The organism is Dyella kyungheensis, assembly GCF_049913195.1.
GTDB classification, from domain to species: Bacteria; Pseudomonadota; Gammaproteobacteria; order Xanthomonadales; family Rhodanobacteraceae; genus Dyella; species Dyella kyungheensis.
The window spans coordinates 2,109,654-2,125,579 of record NZ_CP183983.1; the positions used below are offsets into that span (position 1 = coordinate 2,109,654).

Below are 15,926 nucleotides of genomic sequence, written 5' to 3' on the forward strand. Positions count from 1 at the left end.
CGTCACCGATGACGGGCGGGCAACCGCCCGTTTTCGTGTCCGGAACGGCTCAGAAAATGCTCAGGGCACATAACGTTTCAGACCATACTTTGCAAGCGTTTGCGAACCATGCTGAACCGCGCGAACCCTTGGTATTGCTTGTCATTGCGGACCCTTGGGGCCACTGGTATAAAGGCGACACCGCAGCCTGACGCCAAGCATGGTGCGCAGTGATGCGGGATTGCTTGGTGATGTCCCCGATGTCTGCCACGAGGTGACGTCGCCTGGTCCCAGAATGACCATGCGGGCTGCATAACCGTTTAAGGGAGTGTCTCAATGAATAAAACCGATCTGATCAATGCCATTGCCGAGAAGGCCGAACTCACCAAGGCTGACGCCGGCCGTGCTCTCGAAGCGTTCTTCGAGACCGTGCAGAAGGCGCTGAAGAAGGGTGACGACGTCTCGGTGGTCGGCTTTGGCACCTTCACCGTGCGCAAGCGCGCTGCCCGTACCGGCCGTAACCCGCGCACCAATGAGACGATCAAGATCAAGGCCTCGAAGGTCCCGGCGTTCAAGGCTGGCAAGACCCTCAAGGATGCCCTAAACTAAGCGGCTACTTGCTTAGTTTCGGGTGCTTAGCTCAGCGGTAGAGCGTCGCCCTTACAAGGCGAGGGTCGTAGGTTCGATCCCTACAGCACCCACCAGAAAAAAGTGGAGCGGTAGTTCAGTCGGTTAGAATGCTGGCCTGTCACGCCGGAGGTCGCGGGTTCGAGTCCCGTCCGCTCCGCCACTGTTCGCAAGGGCGCCCGTGTGGCGCCCTTGCCATTTGAGTACTCCGCACTTGAAGTGCGCCGAACAACGAGAGCCGGGACTATCTCCATGCTGCAGACATTGCGTACCAAGCTTCAAGGATGGCCATCCATCGTCATTCTGGGTATCTGCGTCTTCGCCATCTCGTTTTTCGGCATCGAATCGTATTTCGCGACGCGCAACGACACCTACGTCGCGATGGTCGGCAAGCATGAAATCAGCCAGCGCGACTTCCAGGACCGCATCAACGAGGCGCGCCGCGACGCCGCTGCCCGCGCAGGCGACCAGTTCGACGGCGCCGAATTCGAGAAGCCGGAAGTCAAGCGCCAGATCCTCGATCAGCTGATCAACGAGCAGCTGTTGCGTCAGACCAACGAGACGCTGGGCCTGAAGGTTTCCAGCGTGGAACTGCGCGATCGCATTGCCACGCAGCAGGCATTCCAGGTCAACGGCCAGTTCGATCCGGCCACCTATCGCGCCATCCTCGCCGCGCAGAACATGACCCCGGCGATGTTCGAGAACAGCCAGCGCGCCTCGCTCGAACCGGGCCTGCTGCCGCGCGCCATCATCGCCAGCACCATCGTCACCGATGCCGACATGGAGCGTTACCTCAACCTGCTGTACCAGCGCCGCGACCTGCGCTGGTTCGCGGTGCCGCGTCCGACACTCACCGATACCGAGGTGACCGACGCGCAGCTCGATGGCTTCTACAAGGAGCACCAGGCCGACTTCATGAATCCCGAGCAGGTCTCGGTGAAGTACATCGAAGTCAACGGCGCCGATTTCAAGATCGATGCGCAGCCCAGCGAAGACGAGCTGAAGAAGCGCTACGAAGACCAGAAGCAGCGCTTCGTGCAGCCCGAGCAGCGACTGGTTTCGCACATCCTGGTGAACGTGCCCAAGAACGCCACGCCGGAGCAGCAGAAGGCCGCGCTGGCCAAGGCCGAGAAGATCGCCGCGGAAGCCACGCCCGACAATTTCGCCAAGCTCGCCACGCAGGATTCGGACGACCTGGGTTCGAAGCGTTCGGGCGGCGACCTGGGCTGGCTGGAGAAGGGCGTCACCAACGCTTCGTTCGACTCCGCGCTGTTCGCTCTGCAGAAGGGCCAGATTTCCAAGCCGGTGCTGTCCGACGAGGGTTATCACGTGCTGTGGCTGCGCGACGTGCGCAGTGGCGACGCCAAGCCGTTCGCCGAAGTGCGCGATCAGATCGCCAAGGATTACCTGACCACCGAGCGCGACCGCCAGTACAACGAACTGGCTGGCAAGCTCACCGACCAGACCTACCAGAACCCCTCGACGCTGGACACGGCCGCGCAGGCACTGAACCTGCCGGTGAAGACCACCGAGCTGTTCTCGCGCAAGGGCGGCCAGGGCATCGCGGCCGATCCGAAGCTGGTCCAGGCGGCCTTCTCCGATGACGTGCTGCTCCAGGGCAACAATTCGGGCCTGATCGATCTGGGCAACGATCACGCCGTCGTGGTGCGCGTGGACAAGCACGTGCCGGCAGCGGCGCGTCCGCTGGCCGAGGTGCGCGACCAGGTGCGCCAGAAGATCCTCGACGAGCGCGCTGCGGCCGAGGAACAGAAGCGCGCCGACGCACTGCTGGCTCGCCTGCAGAAGGGCGAAGACATGCAGGCCGTCGCCAGCTCGTCGGGTGCGACGGTGCAGGTCGTGGCCGATGCCGTGCGCATGCAGCAGGGCGTGGCTCCGGAAGTGCTGCTGCAGGCCTTCCTGCTGCCGCATCCGGCCGCCGGCAAGGCGGAGTTCGGCCGCGTCTCCCTGCCGGATGGCAACTTCGCGCTGGTCGGCGTGGACAAGGTGCAGGACGGCGACCTGAGCAAGGTCTCGGCGGAACAGCGCAGCACGTTGCGCGACCAGATGGCGCAGGCGTACGGCATCCTCGCCACGCAGGCTTACATCGATGCGTTGAAGGCGAAGACCGATATCAAGATCGCGACTGATCGCATGTAAGCAGCGCTTGCGTTGCAAATGAAAAGGGCGGCCCGAGGGTCGCCCTTTTTTTTTGTCGCAAGAAGCCGTCGCCTGTCTGCGTCAGCCCGGCGCGCTGACCTTCAACACCTGGCCCGGCTTGACCACGGCTCCTGCCAGGTGATTCCACTGCTGCAGCTGCTTGATGTCGACCGAGTAGCGCTTTGCAATCGACCACAGGCTCTCGCCGGACTTGACCGTATGCGTGCGGTTCGAGGTCGATGCGCTGCGCTTGTCCGGGCTTGCGCCGTCGTCGCCGTCGGCTGCGCTGAGGGCGGCGCCCAGCGGCGGCAGCGTCGCGGTGCCGGGCACGCTCTGGGCATTGCCGCTGTTCTCGGCGGTCAGGGCATTGCGGAACTGCTCCACCTTGTTGCTGGGGAGCATCACGTAAGGCGATGCCTTCGTATCGATCACGCCGTTGCGGAACGCGGCATTGATGTCCTTCAGATCGTCTGGCGACATGCCGGCGTGGCTGGCGGCGCGCGCAATCGGCATCGAGTTGTCGATCTCCACCTTCACCAGTCGCTGTTCGGAGGGAAGCGAGGGCAGGCTGACGTCGAAGCGATCCGGCTCGCGGATCACGCAAGCGATGGCAAGCAGCTTGACCAGGTGTTCGCGCGTCACCGGCTTCACCGGCATCTTCGGGATGACCGGCTCGTCGGGCGGTGAGCCATGCTGGCTGACGACGCGCTTGATGCCGAATTCGCCCGCGTTGAACGCGTAGTCCACCAGTCGCCAGTCGCCGAGATCGTCGTGGTAGCGGCTGAGCAACGCCATGATGGCGTCCGTGGCCGCCGGCACGTCCAGGCGTCCATCGAAATTCTTGTCGACGCGTATGCCCATGGCATTGGCGGTCGACGGCATGATCTGCCACATGCCCGAGGGCATGCCCTTGGCGCCATAAACCGGCCGATACTGGCTTTCGACCCAGGGCACGAGGGCGAATTCGCCGGCCACGTGATGTCGCTCGGCCACCTGCTGCACGTAGGCCAGTCGCGGTGCGGCGGCGGCGAGCTGATCTTCGAAGCGCTGCGGGTTGCTGGTGTAGCGGCGCGCCCAGGCGAGGATATTCGGGTCGGCGTCGCAATCGGCCATGGCGAAACTGTTGCGCAGGTTCTGCCAGATATTGCCGTCGTCGACCGCGCTGTTCGCCACCGGCGTGGAGCGCGAGGGTGCCACCGTGTGCGACGTCTCGACGTGCGGGGCTGGCGCGGGAGCCGGCGCTTGCGCGGGTTTCTGTGCGGGTCCCGATGCACACGCTGCCAGGAACATCGAAGTGGCGAGCGGCAGTGGGCGAAGGCGTCGGCTGGTCTTCATCCGATGAATACGTCCTTGTTGGCCCGCAACGCCGCGAAACGCGCCACGCGGTCGCCTTCAACGCCGTGGCGTCGACTCCAGGCGATCACGGCATCGTTGTCCGTGCGAAGGAACGGGTTGGTCGCCTGCTCGGTCGACAACGCGACCGGAAGGCTGGGCTGGTTGCGCGCACGCAGCGCGGCAACTTCCTGTTGGCGCGCTGCGAGCGCGGCATTGTCCGGCTCGATGGTCTGCGCGAAGCGCCCATTGGCCGCGGTGTATTCGTGGGCGCAGCAGACCAGCGTGTTGCCCGGCAACGTCGCCAGGCGATCGAGCGACGCCAGCATTTGCGCGGGCGTGCCTTCGAACAGGCGTCCGCAGCCCATGCTGAAGAGCGTGTCGCCACAAAGCAGCACGCCTTCGCCGGTATAGGCGATATGCGTGGTGGTGTGCCCGGGAACGGCAAGCACCAGGAAGCGCGAGGCAGGCGAGGCGAGTACCACGACGTCGCCGTTACTTACGCGATGCGTCGCCTGAGTGATGCGCTCGTCATGCGGCGCATAGACGGGCACGTCATGCCGGGCGAGCAGGGCATCCACGCCGCCGATATGGTCGTGGTGGTGATGCGTGAGCAGGATGGCGCGAAGCTGCAGATCCCTCTGCTTGAGGGCTGCCTCGACCGGCTGGGCTTCGCCGGGATCAACCACGATGGCCTGGCCGTCGTCGTCGTGCAGCACCCAGATGTAGTTGTCGGCAAGCGCCGGTAACGGTACGACTTGCAAGGAGTCGTCCTCCGCGGAAGCGAATCAGCTGACGCAGGCCATCCAGGCCTGCGGAAGTGCCCGACTATAAGGCCCCAAGTTGGCTCGCTCGTTAGTGAGACGTTAACCGTCAATCGGGCAGTTCAGACTTGCGTGGGCGGCCCGGTTATCGGTGTCGACCAGGACACGTTGTCGGCGGGCTGCCGCTACACTGTCGACATCGATACGACCGGCCGGCCCTCCATGTCTCAGCGTGATCAAGACATCTACAGCAGTGCTCCGTTGCGCCGTCTGCTGGCCGAAGAGACCGTCGCGCTGGCGCCGGGGCTGCAGCGCTGCAGCGGCACCCACGCGCTGCTGGTGAGCGCCGCCATGGACGACCAGCCGCCGGTGCTGCCCTTGCTGGGCAACTGGACCCGGCTGAGCATGACTGGACAGCACTACGGGGGCGATCTGACCGCGCGCACGGACGAAGCGCTGCCGTTCCTCGACGATGCGTTCGACCTGGTGCTGCTGCGCCACGCGCTCGAAGTGTCCAGCACGCCACAGGAGATGCTGGAAGAGGCCTCGCGCGTGCTGGCGCCCGGCGGCGTGCTCGCCGTGACCGGACTGCACCCCTTCAGCGCATGGCTACCGTGGATGATGTGGCGTACGCGCGGTCGCGCTCCCGCGATGCATGCGCCGCTGCTGCTGGAGCGCTGGGTGCGCCGGCGCGAACTGGAAATCGAGCGCATCGAACGCGTCGGGCGGATGTGGCCCGGCAGCCATGCCGGCGTCGACGCGACGCGCGCCTTGGGGGGCGGCTATCTGCTGATCGCGCGCAAGCGCCGTCGCATGGCCACACCGATCCGACTGAAACCCAAGACCATGCCGGCCACCGTCAACGTTGGCCTGGCACCGGGTGCCCGACGCAATGCGGCATCCTGATTTTTCGCAAATCGATCGATGGTGACAATGACTGAAGTGGAAGCTTTTACCGACGGCGCATGCCTCGGCAATCCAGGGCCGGGCGGCTGGGCCGCACTGCTGCGCGCCAAGGGCACCGAGCGCATGCTCTCAGGTGGTGAGCCAGCCACCACCAATAATCGGATGGAACTCATGGCCGCCATCGGCGCGCTCGAGGCGTTGACGCGTCCGTGCAAGGTCGCGCTCACCACTGACTCGCGCTACGTGATGCAGGGCATCGAGGAATGGGTACCCAAGTGGCGCGCCAACGGCTGGAAAACCGCGGACAAGAAACCGGTGAAGAACCAGGACCTGTGGGAACGCCTGTCCAGCGCGACGCAGATGCACCAGGTGCGCTGGCAATGGGTGAAGGGTCATAACGGCCATGCGGAAAACGAGCGCGTCGATGTGGCGGCGCGCGAACAGGCCGAGCAGTTCAGGAGCAAGCCATGAGGCAGATCGTGCTGGATACCGAGACCACCGGTCTCGAAGTCCGTCAGGGCCATCGCCTGATCGAAATCGCCTGCGTGGAGATGATCGAGCGTCGTCCCACCGGCAAGTACTACCAGACCTACCTCAATCCCGACCGCGCCATCGACGAAGGCGCGCGGCAGGTCACCGGCATCGAGGACGAATTCCTGCTCGACAAGCCGCGTTTCGCGGACGTGGTGGAGGAATTCCTCGCCTTCGTCGATGGCGCCGAGCTGATCATCCACAACGCGACGTTCGACGTGGGCTTCATCAACGGCGAGCTGGCGCGCCTGGGCGAATCGTTCGGACGCCTGGAAGACCGCTGCAGCGTGCTCGATACGCTGATGATGGCGCGCGAGCGCTATCCCGGCCAGCGCAACAGCCTCGACGCATTGTGCAAACGCCTGGGCGTCGACAACTCCGCGCGCGACCTGCACGGCGGCCTGATCGACGCGCAGTTGCTGGCGGACGTCTATATCGCCATGACATCGGGCCAGGTCGTGCTGGATCTGGGCTTCGAGGGAGGGCACGAGCAGGCTGTATCGGCGACGCTGACGCCGATGGTGCTGGAGCATCGCCCCCGTGTGCTGCGCGCCAATGCGGACGAAGTCGCCACGCACGAGAAACGTCTCGATGGGTTGGACAAGAGCGCGGGCGGTGTATCCGTGTGGCGCCGCGAAGAGGCGGCTACGGTCAACTGAAGGCTGGCGCCCGCGTCAGTTGACGCGGGCGAGAATGATGGTGACGTTGTCGCTGCCGCCGCCATCGAGTGCCGCGAGCAGCAAATGCTCCGCACTCTCCTGCGCCGAGAGATCCTGGCGCGAGACGACGTTCGCGATGATGCCGTCGTCCACTTCCTCGGTAAGCCCGTCGCTGCAGAGCAGGAAACACATGCCGTGTTCGAGCTTGCCCCGCGCCATGCCGATGTGCAGTTGCTCGGCCGCCGTGATCCCCAGGGCCTGGGTGATCACGTTGCGCTGCGGATGCCGCGCCGCCTGCCTGGGATCGAGCGTCCCGGCCGCCACCAGCTCCTGCACCAGCGAGTGATCGTGGCTGACCTGGCGCAGCGTTTTCTGCCAGAGATAGACCCGGCTGTCGCCCACCCACACCACTTCGTACGTGTCCGCATGCAGGCGGATCGCGGCAATCGTGGTGCCCATGGGCCGCGGATCGCGGAAGCTGCGGCTGTGCTGGATCAGCCGCTCGTCGGCTGCGCGAACCGCTTCCACCAGGGTGTGTCCACGGGTGACGAGATCGGCGACGGCGTCGCGCACGAGCGCGGCCGCCACTTCACCGTGCTGGTGCCCACCCATGCCGTCGGCCACGAGAAACAGGCCGAGCGAGGCGTCGGCATAGTAGGTGTCTTCATTCCGCGTGCGGCGCAGGCCGACGTGGGTTCCGTGTCCGAATTCGATCATGAGGTGCCTGGTGTGGCGGTGCGAGGCGAGCATGACGGATTGGGGATGAATGCGTAAAGAAGGTTGTGGCTTCGAGTGGGGTGGATCGGCAGGTTTGCGTTAGGCGACCGCTGCATGGAGCTTTATGCCCATAGCGCTCGTCACTTTCAAAATGGTGGCGAAGTCCGGGTTGCGTTCGCCCGAGAGCGCTTTGTATAGGCTTTCACGAGATAGACCGGCATCTTTGGCTACTTGAGCCATGCCTTTGGCGCGGGCGATGTTGCCCAGGGCTGCGGCGATAAATGCAGCGTCGCCGTCGCTCTCTTCGATGCAGGCGTCTAAATAAGCGGCGCAATCCTCGTGCGTGGTCAGGTAGTCAACCACGTCGTAGGGGAAGGTTTCAGTTTTTTCCATCCTCGGATCGCCTGTTTTAGGTTGCCTACGAGAGCCAGCGGCTGTGCGGTCAGCAGCACCTTGGTCACCCGATTATGAGCAGGGTGTAGCCGGTGGGCTACAGGCAGGCGGTGGGGATGGCGCAGGAAAAGAGCCTGTTTCGGTGAAGGTTTGCAGTCGCGGGCAGGGTGGGATTGTTGGGTCCATTCATGGACCCAACCCCTCCGCGCTTCGCGCTGCGGGGCCAGCCTGCGGCTGTCCAAATTTGTTCCTGACAAATTTGTCGAACCCGCGTGGCGTCTCACCCCACCCTCTCCGCCAGATACAAAAAAGCGCCCACTGGGGGCGCTTTTTTGTATCTGGCGGAGAGGGTGGGATTCGAACCCACGGTACGCTTACACGTACGCCTGATTTCGAGTCAGGTACATTCGACCACTCTGCCACCTCTCCAAAGATGTGCGTGTGGTCCACGCGAGCCGGCGATTTTACGTGGTGTGGGGATGGCTGGCAATGGGGTAGGGCGATTTCCGCATGTGATCAGTTAGCGCAGTGCGGCGCCCCAGCGATCGCCGCGTGGCAGATAGTGGTTGCCGGGGTCCAGCGAGAGGGCGACGCGGGTGGCGCGGCCGGTGATCTCGTTGCGCGGGAAGAAGCCGAAGTAGCGCGAGTCGGCGCTGTTGTCGCGGTTGTCGCCCAGCAGCAGGTAGTGGCCGGTGGGCACGGTGACGGGGCCGAAATCGCGGGTGTGTCCTTGCGCGGCGATCGACCAGCGCACGGTGTGCGGCCGGCTGCCCGAGTCTTCCACGGCGTAGAGGGCAGGGTCCTCGCGGTCGTCGCGGATGCCGCTGACCTGGGTGTAGCGGTAGTCGGCGGCTTTGCCATTCACATAAAGATGGTTCTGTACCAGCGCGACCTGGTCGCCGGGAACGCCGATCACGCGCTTGACCAGACGCTCGCCGGCCGCGGTGGAATCCAGCACGACGATGTCGCCGCGTTGCGGGTCGGCGCGGTGGACGAGCGAGACGTGCGTGAAGGGCAGGCGCAGGTCGTAGGCGGCCTTGTCGACCACGATGCGGTCGCCGATTTCGATGGTCGGCTGCATCGAGCCGGTGGGCACCACGTTCCAGTCCGCGACGGCGCTGCGGAACATGAACATGCAGAGCAAGAAGGTCAGAAAACCTTTGTTGTTCGACAGCAGCCTGCTGAGTCGTTGCATGGACATACCCCTCCCGTTGCGATCAGAGAGTGGACCCCGCCGTGGAGTTTAAGTTTCCGGTGCAAAGAAAAAGGGCGGTGTCGCCACCGCCCTTCGGGTCATGCCTGCAAGGATCTCTTTAGGAGGCCTTGCGCTTGGCCAGGCGCAGCCAGGTATCGACCACGGTGTCCGGATTGAGCGACACCGACTCGATGCCCTGATCCATCAGCCACTCGGCCAGATCCGGATGATCGGACGGGCCCTGGCCGCAGATGCCGATGTACTTGCCCTTTTCACGCGCCGTCTTGATGGCGAGCGAAAGCAGCTTCTTCACCGCCGGGTCGCGCTCGTCGAACAGGTTGGCGACGATGCTGGAATCGCGGTCCAGGCCCAGGGTGAGCTGGGTGAGGTCGTTGGAGCCGATCGAGAAGCCGTCGAAGATGTCGAGGAACTCGTCCGCCAGCAGGGCGTTGGAGGGCACTTCGCACATCATGATGACCTTGAGGTCGTTTTCGCGCTGCTTGAGGCCGTTCTTGGCCAGCACCTCGATGACCTTGCGGCCTTCGCCCAGCGTGCGCACGAACGGAATCATCACCCACACGTTGTCCAGGCCCATCACTTCGCGCACGCGCTTGACCGCCTTGCACTCCAGGCCAAACGATTCGGCGAAGCCCGGATCGACGTAACGGCTGGCGCCGCGGTAGCCGATCATCGGGTTCTCTTCGTGCGGCTCGTAACGCGAACCGCCGATCAGGCCGGCGTATTCGTTCGACTTGAAGTCGGACAGGCGCACGATCACCGGCTTGGGATACACCGATGCCGCGATGGTGGCGATGCCTTCGGCGAGGCGATCGACGTAGAACGACACCGGGTCGGCATAGCCGGCCATGCGCTCGTCGATCTTCTTCTTGGTTTCGGCGTCCTGCTTGGCGTATTCGAGCAGCGCCTTCGGATGCACGCCGATGTGGCTGGCGATGATCATTTCCAGGCGGGCCAGGCCGATGCCGGCGTTCGGCAGCATGCCGAAGTCGAACGCCCGCTCGGGGTTGGCCACGTTCATCATGATCTTGAGCGGGGCTTCAGGCATGTCGCCCAGATCGGCGGTCACGCGGTCGAACTTCAGCAGGCCCTCGTAGATCGTGCCGGTGTCGCCCTCGGCGCAGGACACGGTGACTTCGGCGCCGTCCGGAATCAGCTCCAGCGCATTGCCCGTGCCCACCACGGCCGGCACGCCCAGTTCGCGCGCGATGATGGCGGCGTGGCAGGTGCGTCCGCCACGGTTGGTGACGATGGCGGCGGCACGCTTCATCACCGGCTCCCAATCGGGGTCGGTCATGTCGGCGATCAGCACGTCGCCCGTCTGCACCTTGTTCATGTCGGCCAGCGAGCGGATCACGCGAGCCTTGCCCGAACCGATCTTCTGGCCAATGGCGCGGCCCTCGGCCAGCACCTTGCCCTTCTCGTTGAGATGGAAGCGCTCGAGCTGGGTGGCATGCGCGCGCGACTTCACCGTTTCCGGGCGGGCCTGCACGATGTAGAGCTTGCCGGTGTTGCCGTCCTTCGCCCACTCGATGTCCATCGGGCGGCCGTAGTGCTGCTCGATGACCAGCGCCTGCTTGGACAGTTCCTGCACGTCCTCGTCGGTGATGCAGAACTTGTTGCGCAGCTCGGCGGGCGTCTCTTCGATGCGCACGCGCTCGCCGGGCTTGTCCGAGTACACCATGCGCTGCTGCTTGGCGCCGAGGCTGCGTCGCAGCACGGCCGGCTTGCCGGCCTTCAGGGTGGGCTTGAACACGTAGAACTCATCGGGGTTCACCGCACCCTGCACGACCATTTCGCCCAGGCCGTACGAGCCGGTCACGAACACTACGTCGCGGAAACCGGACTCGGTGTCCAGCGTGAACAGCACGCCGGAGGCGCCCACGTCCGAGCGCACCATCAGCTGCACGCCGGCGGAGAGAAACACGTCTTCGTGCTTGAAGCCCTGGTGCACGCGATAGGCGATGGCGCGGTCGTTATAGAGCGAGGCGAAGACTTCCTTCACCTTGTGCAGCACGTCCTCGATGCCGACCACGTTGAGGAAGGTTTCCTGCTGGCCGGCGAACGAAGCGTCGGGCAGATCTTCGGCGGTGGCGGAGGAGCGCACGGCGACGGCGATGTTTTCGGTGCCTGCTTCTTTGCAAAGCTTCGCGTAGCCATCGCGAATGGCCTTGTCCAGGTCAGCAGGCAGCGGCGTTTCGGTGACCCATTCGCGGATCTCCTTGCCGGCAGCGGTGAGCGCCATCACATCGTCCACGTCGAGCGGGGCGAGACGCTCCTGGATGCGCTTGGCTACGCCGCTCTTGTCGAGGTACTGCTGGAACGCGTCAGCGGTGGTGGCGAAACCACCGGGCACGGACACGCCGAGTTTGGCGAGATTGCCGATCATCTCGCCAAGCGACGCATTCTTGCCGCCGACCTTGCCCAGGTCGGTCATGCGCAGCGTGTCGAGCCAAAGCACCAAATCGTTCAAGGGAGTCTCCTCGGGAGCTCGTAGGTTTCAGAAGCGGTCTTGACCCGGTTCCTGCATGAAATCGGGTGTTAAAGAACTGGTATTGTCCGCTGCCGATGGTGCGCAGCACAAGAAGACCATTCGGCCGAAAACCAGCGCCAGCTGCATACCAGTCAGCCGTGAGTCAAGCAAAGACAGGCTTTTCACGTTGCGCTAAGGTGAGGGCCAAGAACCACCAGGGACTTTGGATTAGCCATGCAGCGAACGGTTTTTTATATCTCCGATTCCACTGGTATTACAGCGGAGACGATCGGCAACAGTATTCTGGCGCAGTTTGAGGGCGTGCAGTTCGACAAGCACCGCTTGCCCTTCATCGACGACGCCCAGAAAGCCGAGGCAGCGGCGCTGCGCATCAAGACGCGTTACGCGCAAACCGGCGAGCGCCCGATCGTGGTCAACACCATGGCCTCGCGCGAGCTGTGCGAGATCGTGGCCGAAAGCGGCGGGCTGATGCTGGACGTGTTCGCCCCGTTCATCGGTCCGCTGGAAGAAGAGCTGGGCGCCAAGCGTTCGGGCGCGGTGAACCGCTCGCACGGCATGGTGGACTTCGAGAAATACGAGGCGCGCATCAACGCCACGAACTACGCCTTGTCACATGATGACGGTATCGATGTGGACTACGCCCAGGCCGATCTGATCCTGATCGGCGTGTCGCGCTCCGGCAAGACCCCGACCTGCCTCTATATGGCCTTGCATTACGGCGTGAGCGCCGCCAACTATCCATTGACCGACGACGACCTGGACAAATTAGAACTGCCGGCGCGTCTGCGCCCCTATAAGGATCGGCTGTTCGGTCTCACCATCGATCCGATGCGGTTGGCGCAGATTCGTGAACAGCGACGCGCCGGCAGCCGTTATGCGACGCTGGAGCAGTGCCGCTGGGAATTGGCGCAGGCCGAGAAGCTGATGCGCCGGGAGAGCATTCCCAGCCTCAACACCACGCATGTCTCGATCGAGGAGATTGCGAGCAAGATATTCGACCGCTTCGGTATCGAGCGGACCATGTTCTAAAGGAGCGCCCACCGCCCATGAGTGCCGTACTGGACAGCCGACAAGCCTTATTGCCGGGACGCTTCGGCTTCCTGATGGGGCTTTACGCCGAGAACTACCATCGGTTGGTGCGGCTGTTCGCGCCGCAGGAGCTGGCGCCCGGGTTCTACCTGTCCAGCGTGGACGATGGCCTGGATGTGCGGCTGCAGGTGCAGGAGCGCCATCCGTATACGCTGGAACTGGAGCTCACCTATAACTTCGTCGATGCGCATACGGGGCAGCCGTCCCCGTCGGCGCAGTTGCGCATGTATACCGACGCCCATGTGGCCGAGGCCTTGCATTGCCATCCGGGGCGTCACCTGTGGCAGGTGCTCGGCCCGTTTCCGCCCGCCAACACGGTGCTGCAGCATCGGCTGCGCATGAACGGGTTTCTCTCCCGCTGGCTGGAATACCTGGCGGAGCAGGGGCATTCGAGGGGGACGCTGGAGCGGCAGGAAGAGCGTCACCCGGCAGGCTGACCGTCCCTTGTGGGAGCGCACCCTGTGCGCGACTGGGCAGCGCGCGGACGACATGCAAACCGCCCGGGCATGACTGGTACGGCAAGCGCGGGCTCTACGCGCTGGGCTGTCGCGCACAGGGTGCGTTCCCACAAGAAAGCATCGGCAGGCGGCGAATCGCAGGCAACAAAAAACCCGCCAAAAGGCGGGGTCTTTGTAAAAGTGGCGGAGCGGACGGGACTCGAACCCGCGACCTCCGGCGTGACAGGCCAGCATTCTAACCGACTGAACTACCGCTCCACGTTTTTTTACAGCTTCCAGCACTGCACCAATGTCGATTTCATCCTTGACCACTCTTGCCGTGTTATCGGTAGAGTGGCGTCCCCACGGGGATTCGAACCCCGGTCGCCACCGTGAAAGGGTGATGTCCTAGGCCTCTAGACGATGGGGACGTATCTAAATTTGGTGGAGCCAGGCGGGATCGAACCGCCGACCTCCTGCATGCCATGCAGGCGCTCTCCCAGCTGAGCTATGGCCCCGATGTGCCTCTGGAAGCCCGAAAGAATAGACAGGGATCGCGATTTCGTCAAGCGTTCGTTGTGAAAATATTTCAACTTTTCTTCACGAATGAATGACAACAAGCAGTTACGCCAGCGGTTGATGCCGAGGGTCGCTGCGCCGTCCTGCTTTTGGTCGCGCGAACCGTCCGCATCGCCATGCGGGGCTGTGCATCTCGTGTGCGATTGCTAGTCTTGCAAGAAGCTTCGACGGGATTCATTGATGCACGATTTGCACTTCATCCAGGATCTCGCGACCGTCATGTTGATCGCGGGCCTGACGACGGTGATCTTTCAACGCCTGCGTCAGCCGGTGGTGCTCGGATACATCATCGCCGGAGTGCTGGTCGGCCCCTATACGTTCCCCGTGGTGTTCATCCACGACGAGCAGACCATCCGCACCTTGTCCGAACTGGGCATGATCCTGCTGCTGTTCGCCCTGGGGCTGGAATTCAGCCTGAAGAAGCTGCGCGAAGTCGGTGGCGCCGCGTTGGTCGCGGCGTTATGCGAAATCGTCCTGATGCTTTGGCTCGGCTACGAGATCGGGCGCTTCTTCGGCTGGAGTTCGATGGATGCGCTGTTCCTTGGCGCCATGCTTTCGATGTCGTCCACCACCATCATCATGAAGGCATTGGACGATCTGGATCTCAAGCGCGAGCGCTTCGCGCAGCTGATGTTCGGCATCCTGATCATCGAGGACGTGATCGCCATCGTGCTGATGGCCTTGCTGACCGGCATTGCGAGCACCGGCGGCCTGGAAGCGGGCGAGGCGATGGAGGCCGTCGGCAGGCTCACCTTGTTCATGGCGGTATCGCTGGTGGTGGGGCTGCTGCTGGTACCTCGCGTGGTGGACTACATCGCGCAGGTGAGTCGCGACGACGTGCTGCTGGTGGCCGTATTGGGCCTGTGTTTCGGCTTCTGCCTGCTGGTGACCGAAATGGGCTACAGCGTGGCGCTGGGCGCTTTCATGATCGGCGCCATCGTGGGCGAATCGCAAAGCGTGGAGCGGATCGAGCGGATCATCGGGCCGGTGCGCGACATGTTCAGTGCGATCTTCTTCGTCGCCATCGGCATGCTCATCGATCCGGCCATGCTCAAGGAATACTGGCTGCCCATCATCGTGGTCACCACGGTGGTGGTGCTGGGCAAGGTGATCACCTGCAGCTTCGGTACCTTCGTGGCAGGCAACGACGGGCGCACGTCATTGCGCGTGGGCATGGGGCTGGCGCAGATCGGCGAGTTCTCGTTCGTGATCGCGTCGTTGGGCCTGACGCTCAAGGTGACCAGCGGCTTCCTCTATCCCGTGGCGGTGGCGGTCTCGGCGATCACCACCTTTCTCACGCCCTATCTGATCCGGGCATCGGATCCTTTGGCGAGTTCGCTCTCGAGGCGTCTGCCCAACGGCTTCATCAGCCTGTTGAGTGCGTACACGGACTGGATGGGCAATCTCAGCCTGAGCGGGCAGGGCGTCACCGTGGCGAAGATGATTCGTCGCCTGGTCTGGCACGTCATCATCAACATCATGCTGGTGGTGGCGGCCTTCCTGATCATGTCCTACCTGTATCGCCGCGGTGTTTTCCATTGGGATCTGCTGGCCGACAGCCCGCAGGTGAAACGCAGCCTGGCGTGGTCGATCGCGGCGATCGTCTCATTGCCGATGATTGTCGCGGCGTACCGCAAGGCGTCGGCGCTGGGCATGTTGCTGGCCGAATTGAGCATTCCCGAGCGCATCGGCGGCGCCTACAACATGCATATCCGCAGCGTACTGGCGCGCTTCATCCCGCTGGCCACCATGTGGGTGCTGGGCCTGCTGGTGGCGGCGCTGGCCTCGACCATCCTGCCGCCGCGCGAGGTGGCCCTCGTACTGGTGCTGGTGTTGCTGTTGCTCGCATGGCTGCTGTGGCGCGGCCTGGTGCAGGTGCATGCGCGATTGCAGGCGGCGCTGCGTGACACCCTGGATAAGTCGGGGCGCTCGGACGATGGGCACGGTTGAGGGGCCTAATCCCGCAGATGTGCAGAATTCGTAAAAAACCGCGTTTTTCGCCGAAACGTGAACTTTTAATCTCGACTGACGGTCATACGCCCACTATCG

General features: G+C 63.6%; 14 protein-coding genes and 6 tRNA genes. 10 read left to right on the forward strand and 10 right to left on the reverse strand.

What is annotated here, in order from left to right:
• Nucleotides 1-315 precede the first annotated feature (315 nt).
• The 4 genes from ACN9MB_RS09440 (at nt 316) to ACN9MB_RS09455 (ending at nt 2,763) form a co-directional block, all read left to right on the forward strand.
• Complete coding sequence (locus tag ACN9MB_RS09440; protein ID WP_019465590.1) at nt 316-588, forward strand: HU family DNA-binding protein; 273 nt, start codon at nt 316-318, stop codon at nt 586-588.
• Nucleotides 589-608: 20 nt separating this feature from the next.
• Nucleotides 609-683: transfer RNA gene (locus tag ACN9MB_RS09445), tRNA-Val, on the forward strand.
• Nucleotides 684-692: 9 nt separating this feature from the next.
• Nucleotides 693-769, forward strand: a tRNA-Asp gene (locus ACN9MB_RS09450).
• Nucleotides 770-858: 89 nt separating this feature from the next.
• Nucleotides 859-2,763 carry a SurA N-terminal domain-containing protein gene (locus ACN9MB_RS09455; RefSeq protein WP_426271614.1) on the forward strand — a complete coding sequence of 635 codons (1,905 nt, stop codon included), beginning with the start codon at nt 859-861 and terminating at the stop codon, nt 2,761-2,763.
• An 81-nt stretch (nt 2,764-2,844) separates the two neighbouring features.
• Here ACN9MB_RS09455 and ACN9MB_RS09460 read toward each other — a convergent pair whose 3' ends face one another.
• Nucleotides 2,845-4,098 (reverse strand): LysM peptidoglycan-binding domain-containing protein, encoded by a 1,254-nt coding sequence (locus ACN9MB_RS09460; RefSeq protein ID WP_426271615.1) that lies wholly within the window; start codon nt 4,096-4,098, stop codon nt 2,845-2,847.
• Nucleotides 4,095-4,859: a hydroxyacylglutathione hydrolase gene (gloB, locus tag ACN9MB_RS09465; protein ID WP_426271616.1), complete on the reverse strand. Its 765-nt coding sequence runs from the start codon at nt 4,857-4,859 to the stop codon at nt 4,095-4,097. The genes ACN9MB_RS09460 and gloB overlap by 4 nt, the downstream gene beginning before the upstream one ends.
• Before the next feature lie 222 nt (nt 4,860-5,081).
• Between gloB and ACN9MB_RS09470 the strand changes: the two genes are divergently transcribed.
• Genes ACN9MB_RS09470 through dnaQ form a run of 3 tightly spaced genes read left to right on the forward strand, consistent with a single transcriptional unit; the run spans nt 5,082 to nt 6,955 of the window.
• Nucleotides 5,082-5,765, forward strand: a complete 684-nt coding sequence (locus ACN9MB_RS09470) for a methyltransferase domain-containing protein (RefSeq protein ID WP_204635674.1) — start codon at nt 5,082-5,084, stop codon at nt 5,763-5,765.
• A 27-nt stretch (nt 5,766-5,792) separates the two neighbouring features.
• Complete coding sequence (gene rnhA, locus ACN9MB_RS09475; RefSeq protein ID WP_204635675.1) at nt 5,793-6,236, forward strand: ribonuclease HI; 444 nt, start codon at nt 5,793-5,795, stop codon at nt 6,234-6,236.
• Nucleotides 6,233-6,955 carry a DNA polymerase III subunit epsilon gene (gene dnaQ, locus ACN9MB_RS09480; RefSeq protein ID WP_426271617.1) on the forward strand — a complete coding sequence of 241 codons (723 nt, stop codon included), beginning with the start codon at nt 6,233-6,235 and terminating at the stop codon, nt 6,953-6,955. The genes rnhA and dnaQ overlap by 4 nt, the downstream gene beginning before the upstream one ends.
• A 15-nt stretch (nt 6,956-6,970) precedes the next feature.
• On the opposite strand, the gene ACN9MB_RS09485 is transcribed toward dnaQ, so the two are convergent.
• The 5 genes from ACN9MB_RS09485 to ppsA form a co-directional block, all read right to left on the reverse strand.
• Nucleotides 6,971-7,672, reverse strand: a complete 702-nt coding sequence (locus tag ACN9MB_RS09485) for a PP2C family protein-serine/threonine phosphatase (RefSeq protein WP_204635677.1) — start codon at nt 7,670-7,672, stop codon at nt 6,971-6,973.
• Nucleotides 7,673-7,771: 99 nt separating this feature from the next.
• A complete protein-coding gene (locus ACN9MB_RS09490; RefSeq protein ID WP_426271618.1) occupies nt 7,772-8,065 on the reverse strand; it encodes an addiction module antidote protein in 294 nt (97 codons plus the stop codon).
• A 339-nt stretch (nt 8,066-8,404) separates the two neighbouring features.
• Nucleotides 8,405-8,494: transfer RNA gene (locus ACN9MB_RS09495), tRNA-Ser, on the reverse strand.
• Between the two features lie 91 nt (nt 8,495-8,585).
• On the reverse strand, nt 8,586-9,260 hold the full coding sequence (gene lepB, locus ACN9MB_RS09500) for a signal peptidase I (protein WP_426271619.1): 675 nt from the start codon (nt 9,258-9,260) through the stop codon (nt 8,586-8,588).
• A 118-nt stretch (nt 9,261-9,378) separates the two neighbouring features.
• Nucleotides 9,379-11,751 carry a phosphoenolpyruvate synthase gene (ppsA, locus tag ACN9MB_RS09505; protein WP_426271620.1) on the reverse strand — a complete coding sequence of 791 codons (2,373 nt, stop codon included), beginning with the start codon at nt 11,749-11,751 and terminating at the stop codon, nt 9,379-9,381.
• Nucleotides 11,752-11,985: 234 nt separating this feature from the next.
• On the opposite strand from ppsA, the gene ppsR reads away from it, so the two are divergent.
• Both ppsR and ACN9MB_RS09515 read left to right on the forward strand, forming a co-directional pair.
• A complete protein-coding gene (gene ppsR / locus ACN9MB_RS09510; RefSeq protein WP_204635682.1) occupies nt 11,986-12,801 on the forward strand; it encodes a posphoenolpyruvate synthetase regulatory kinase/phosphorylase PpsR in 816 nt (271 codons plus the stop codon).
• A gap of 17 nt (nt 12,802-12,818) precedes the next feature.
• Nucleotides 12,819-13,298, forward strand: a complete 480-nt coding sequence (locus ACN9MB_RS09515) for a DUF1249 domain-containing protein (protein ID WP_204635683.1) — start codon at nt 12,819-12,821, stop codon at nt 13,296-13,298.
• Nucleotides 13,299-13,500: 202 nt separating this feature from the next.
• Here ACN9MB_RS09515 and ACN9MB_RS09520 read toward each other — a convergent pair.
• The 3 genes from ACN9MB_RS09520 to ACN9MB_RS09530 form a co-directional block, all read right to left on the reverse strand.
• Nucleotides 13,501-13,577, reverse strand: a tRNA-Asp gene (locus ACN9MB_RS09520).
• A 76-nt stretch (nt 13,578-13,653) separates the two neighbouring features.
• Nucleotides 13,654-13,729, reverse strand: a tRNA-Glu gene (locus ACN9MB_RS09525).
• 11 nt (nt 13,730-13,740) lie between these two features.
• A tRNA-Ala gene (locus tag ACN9MB_RS09530) sits at nt 13,741-13,816 on the reverse strand.
• Nucleotides 13,817-14,057: 241 nt separating this feature from the next.
• Here ACN9MB_RS09530 and ACN9MB_RS09535 point away from each other — a divergent pair.
• Nucleotides 14,058-15,827: a cation:proton antiporter gene (locus ACN9MB_RS09535; protein WP_204635684.1), complete on the forward strand. Its 1,770-nt coding sequence runs from the start codon at nt 14,058-14,060 to the stop codon at nt 15,825-15,827.
• Nucleotides 15,828-15,926: the final 99 nt, after the last annotated feature.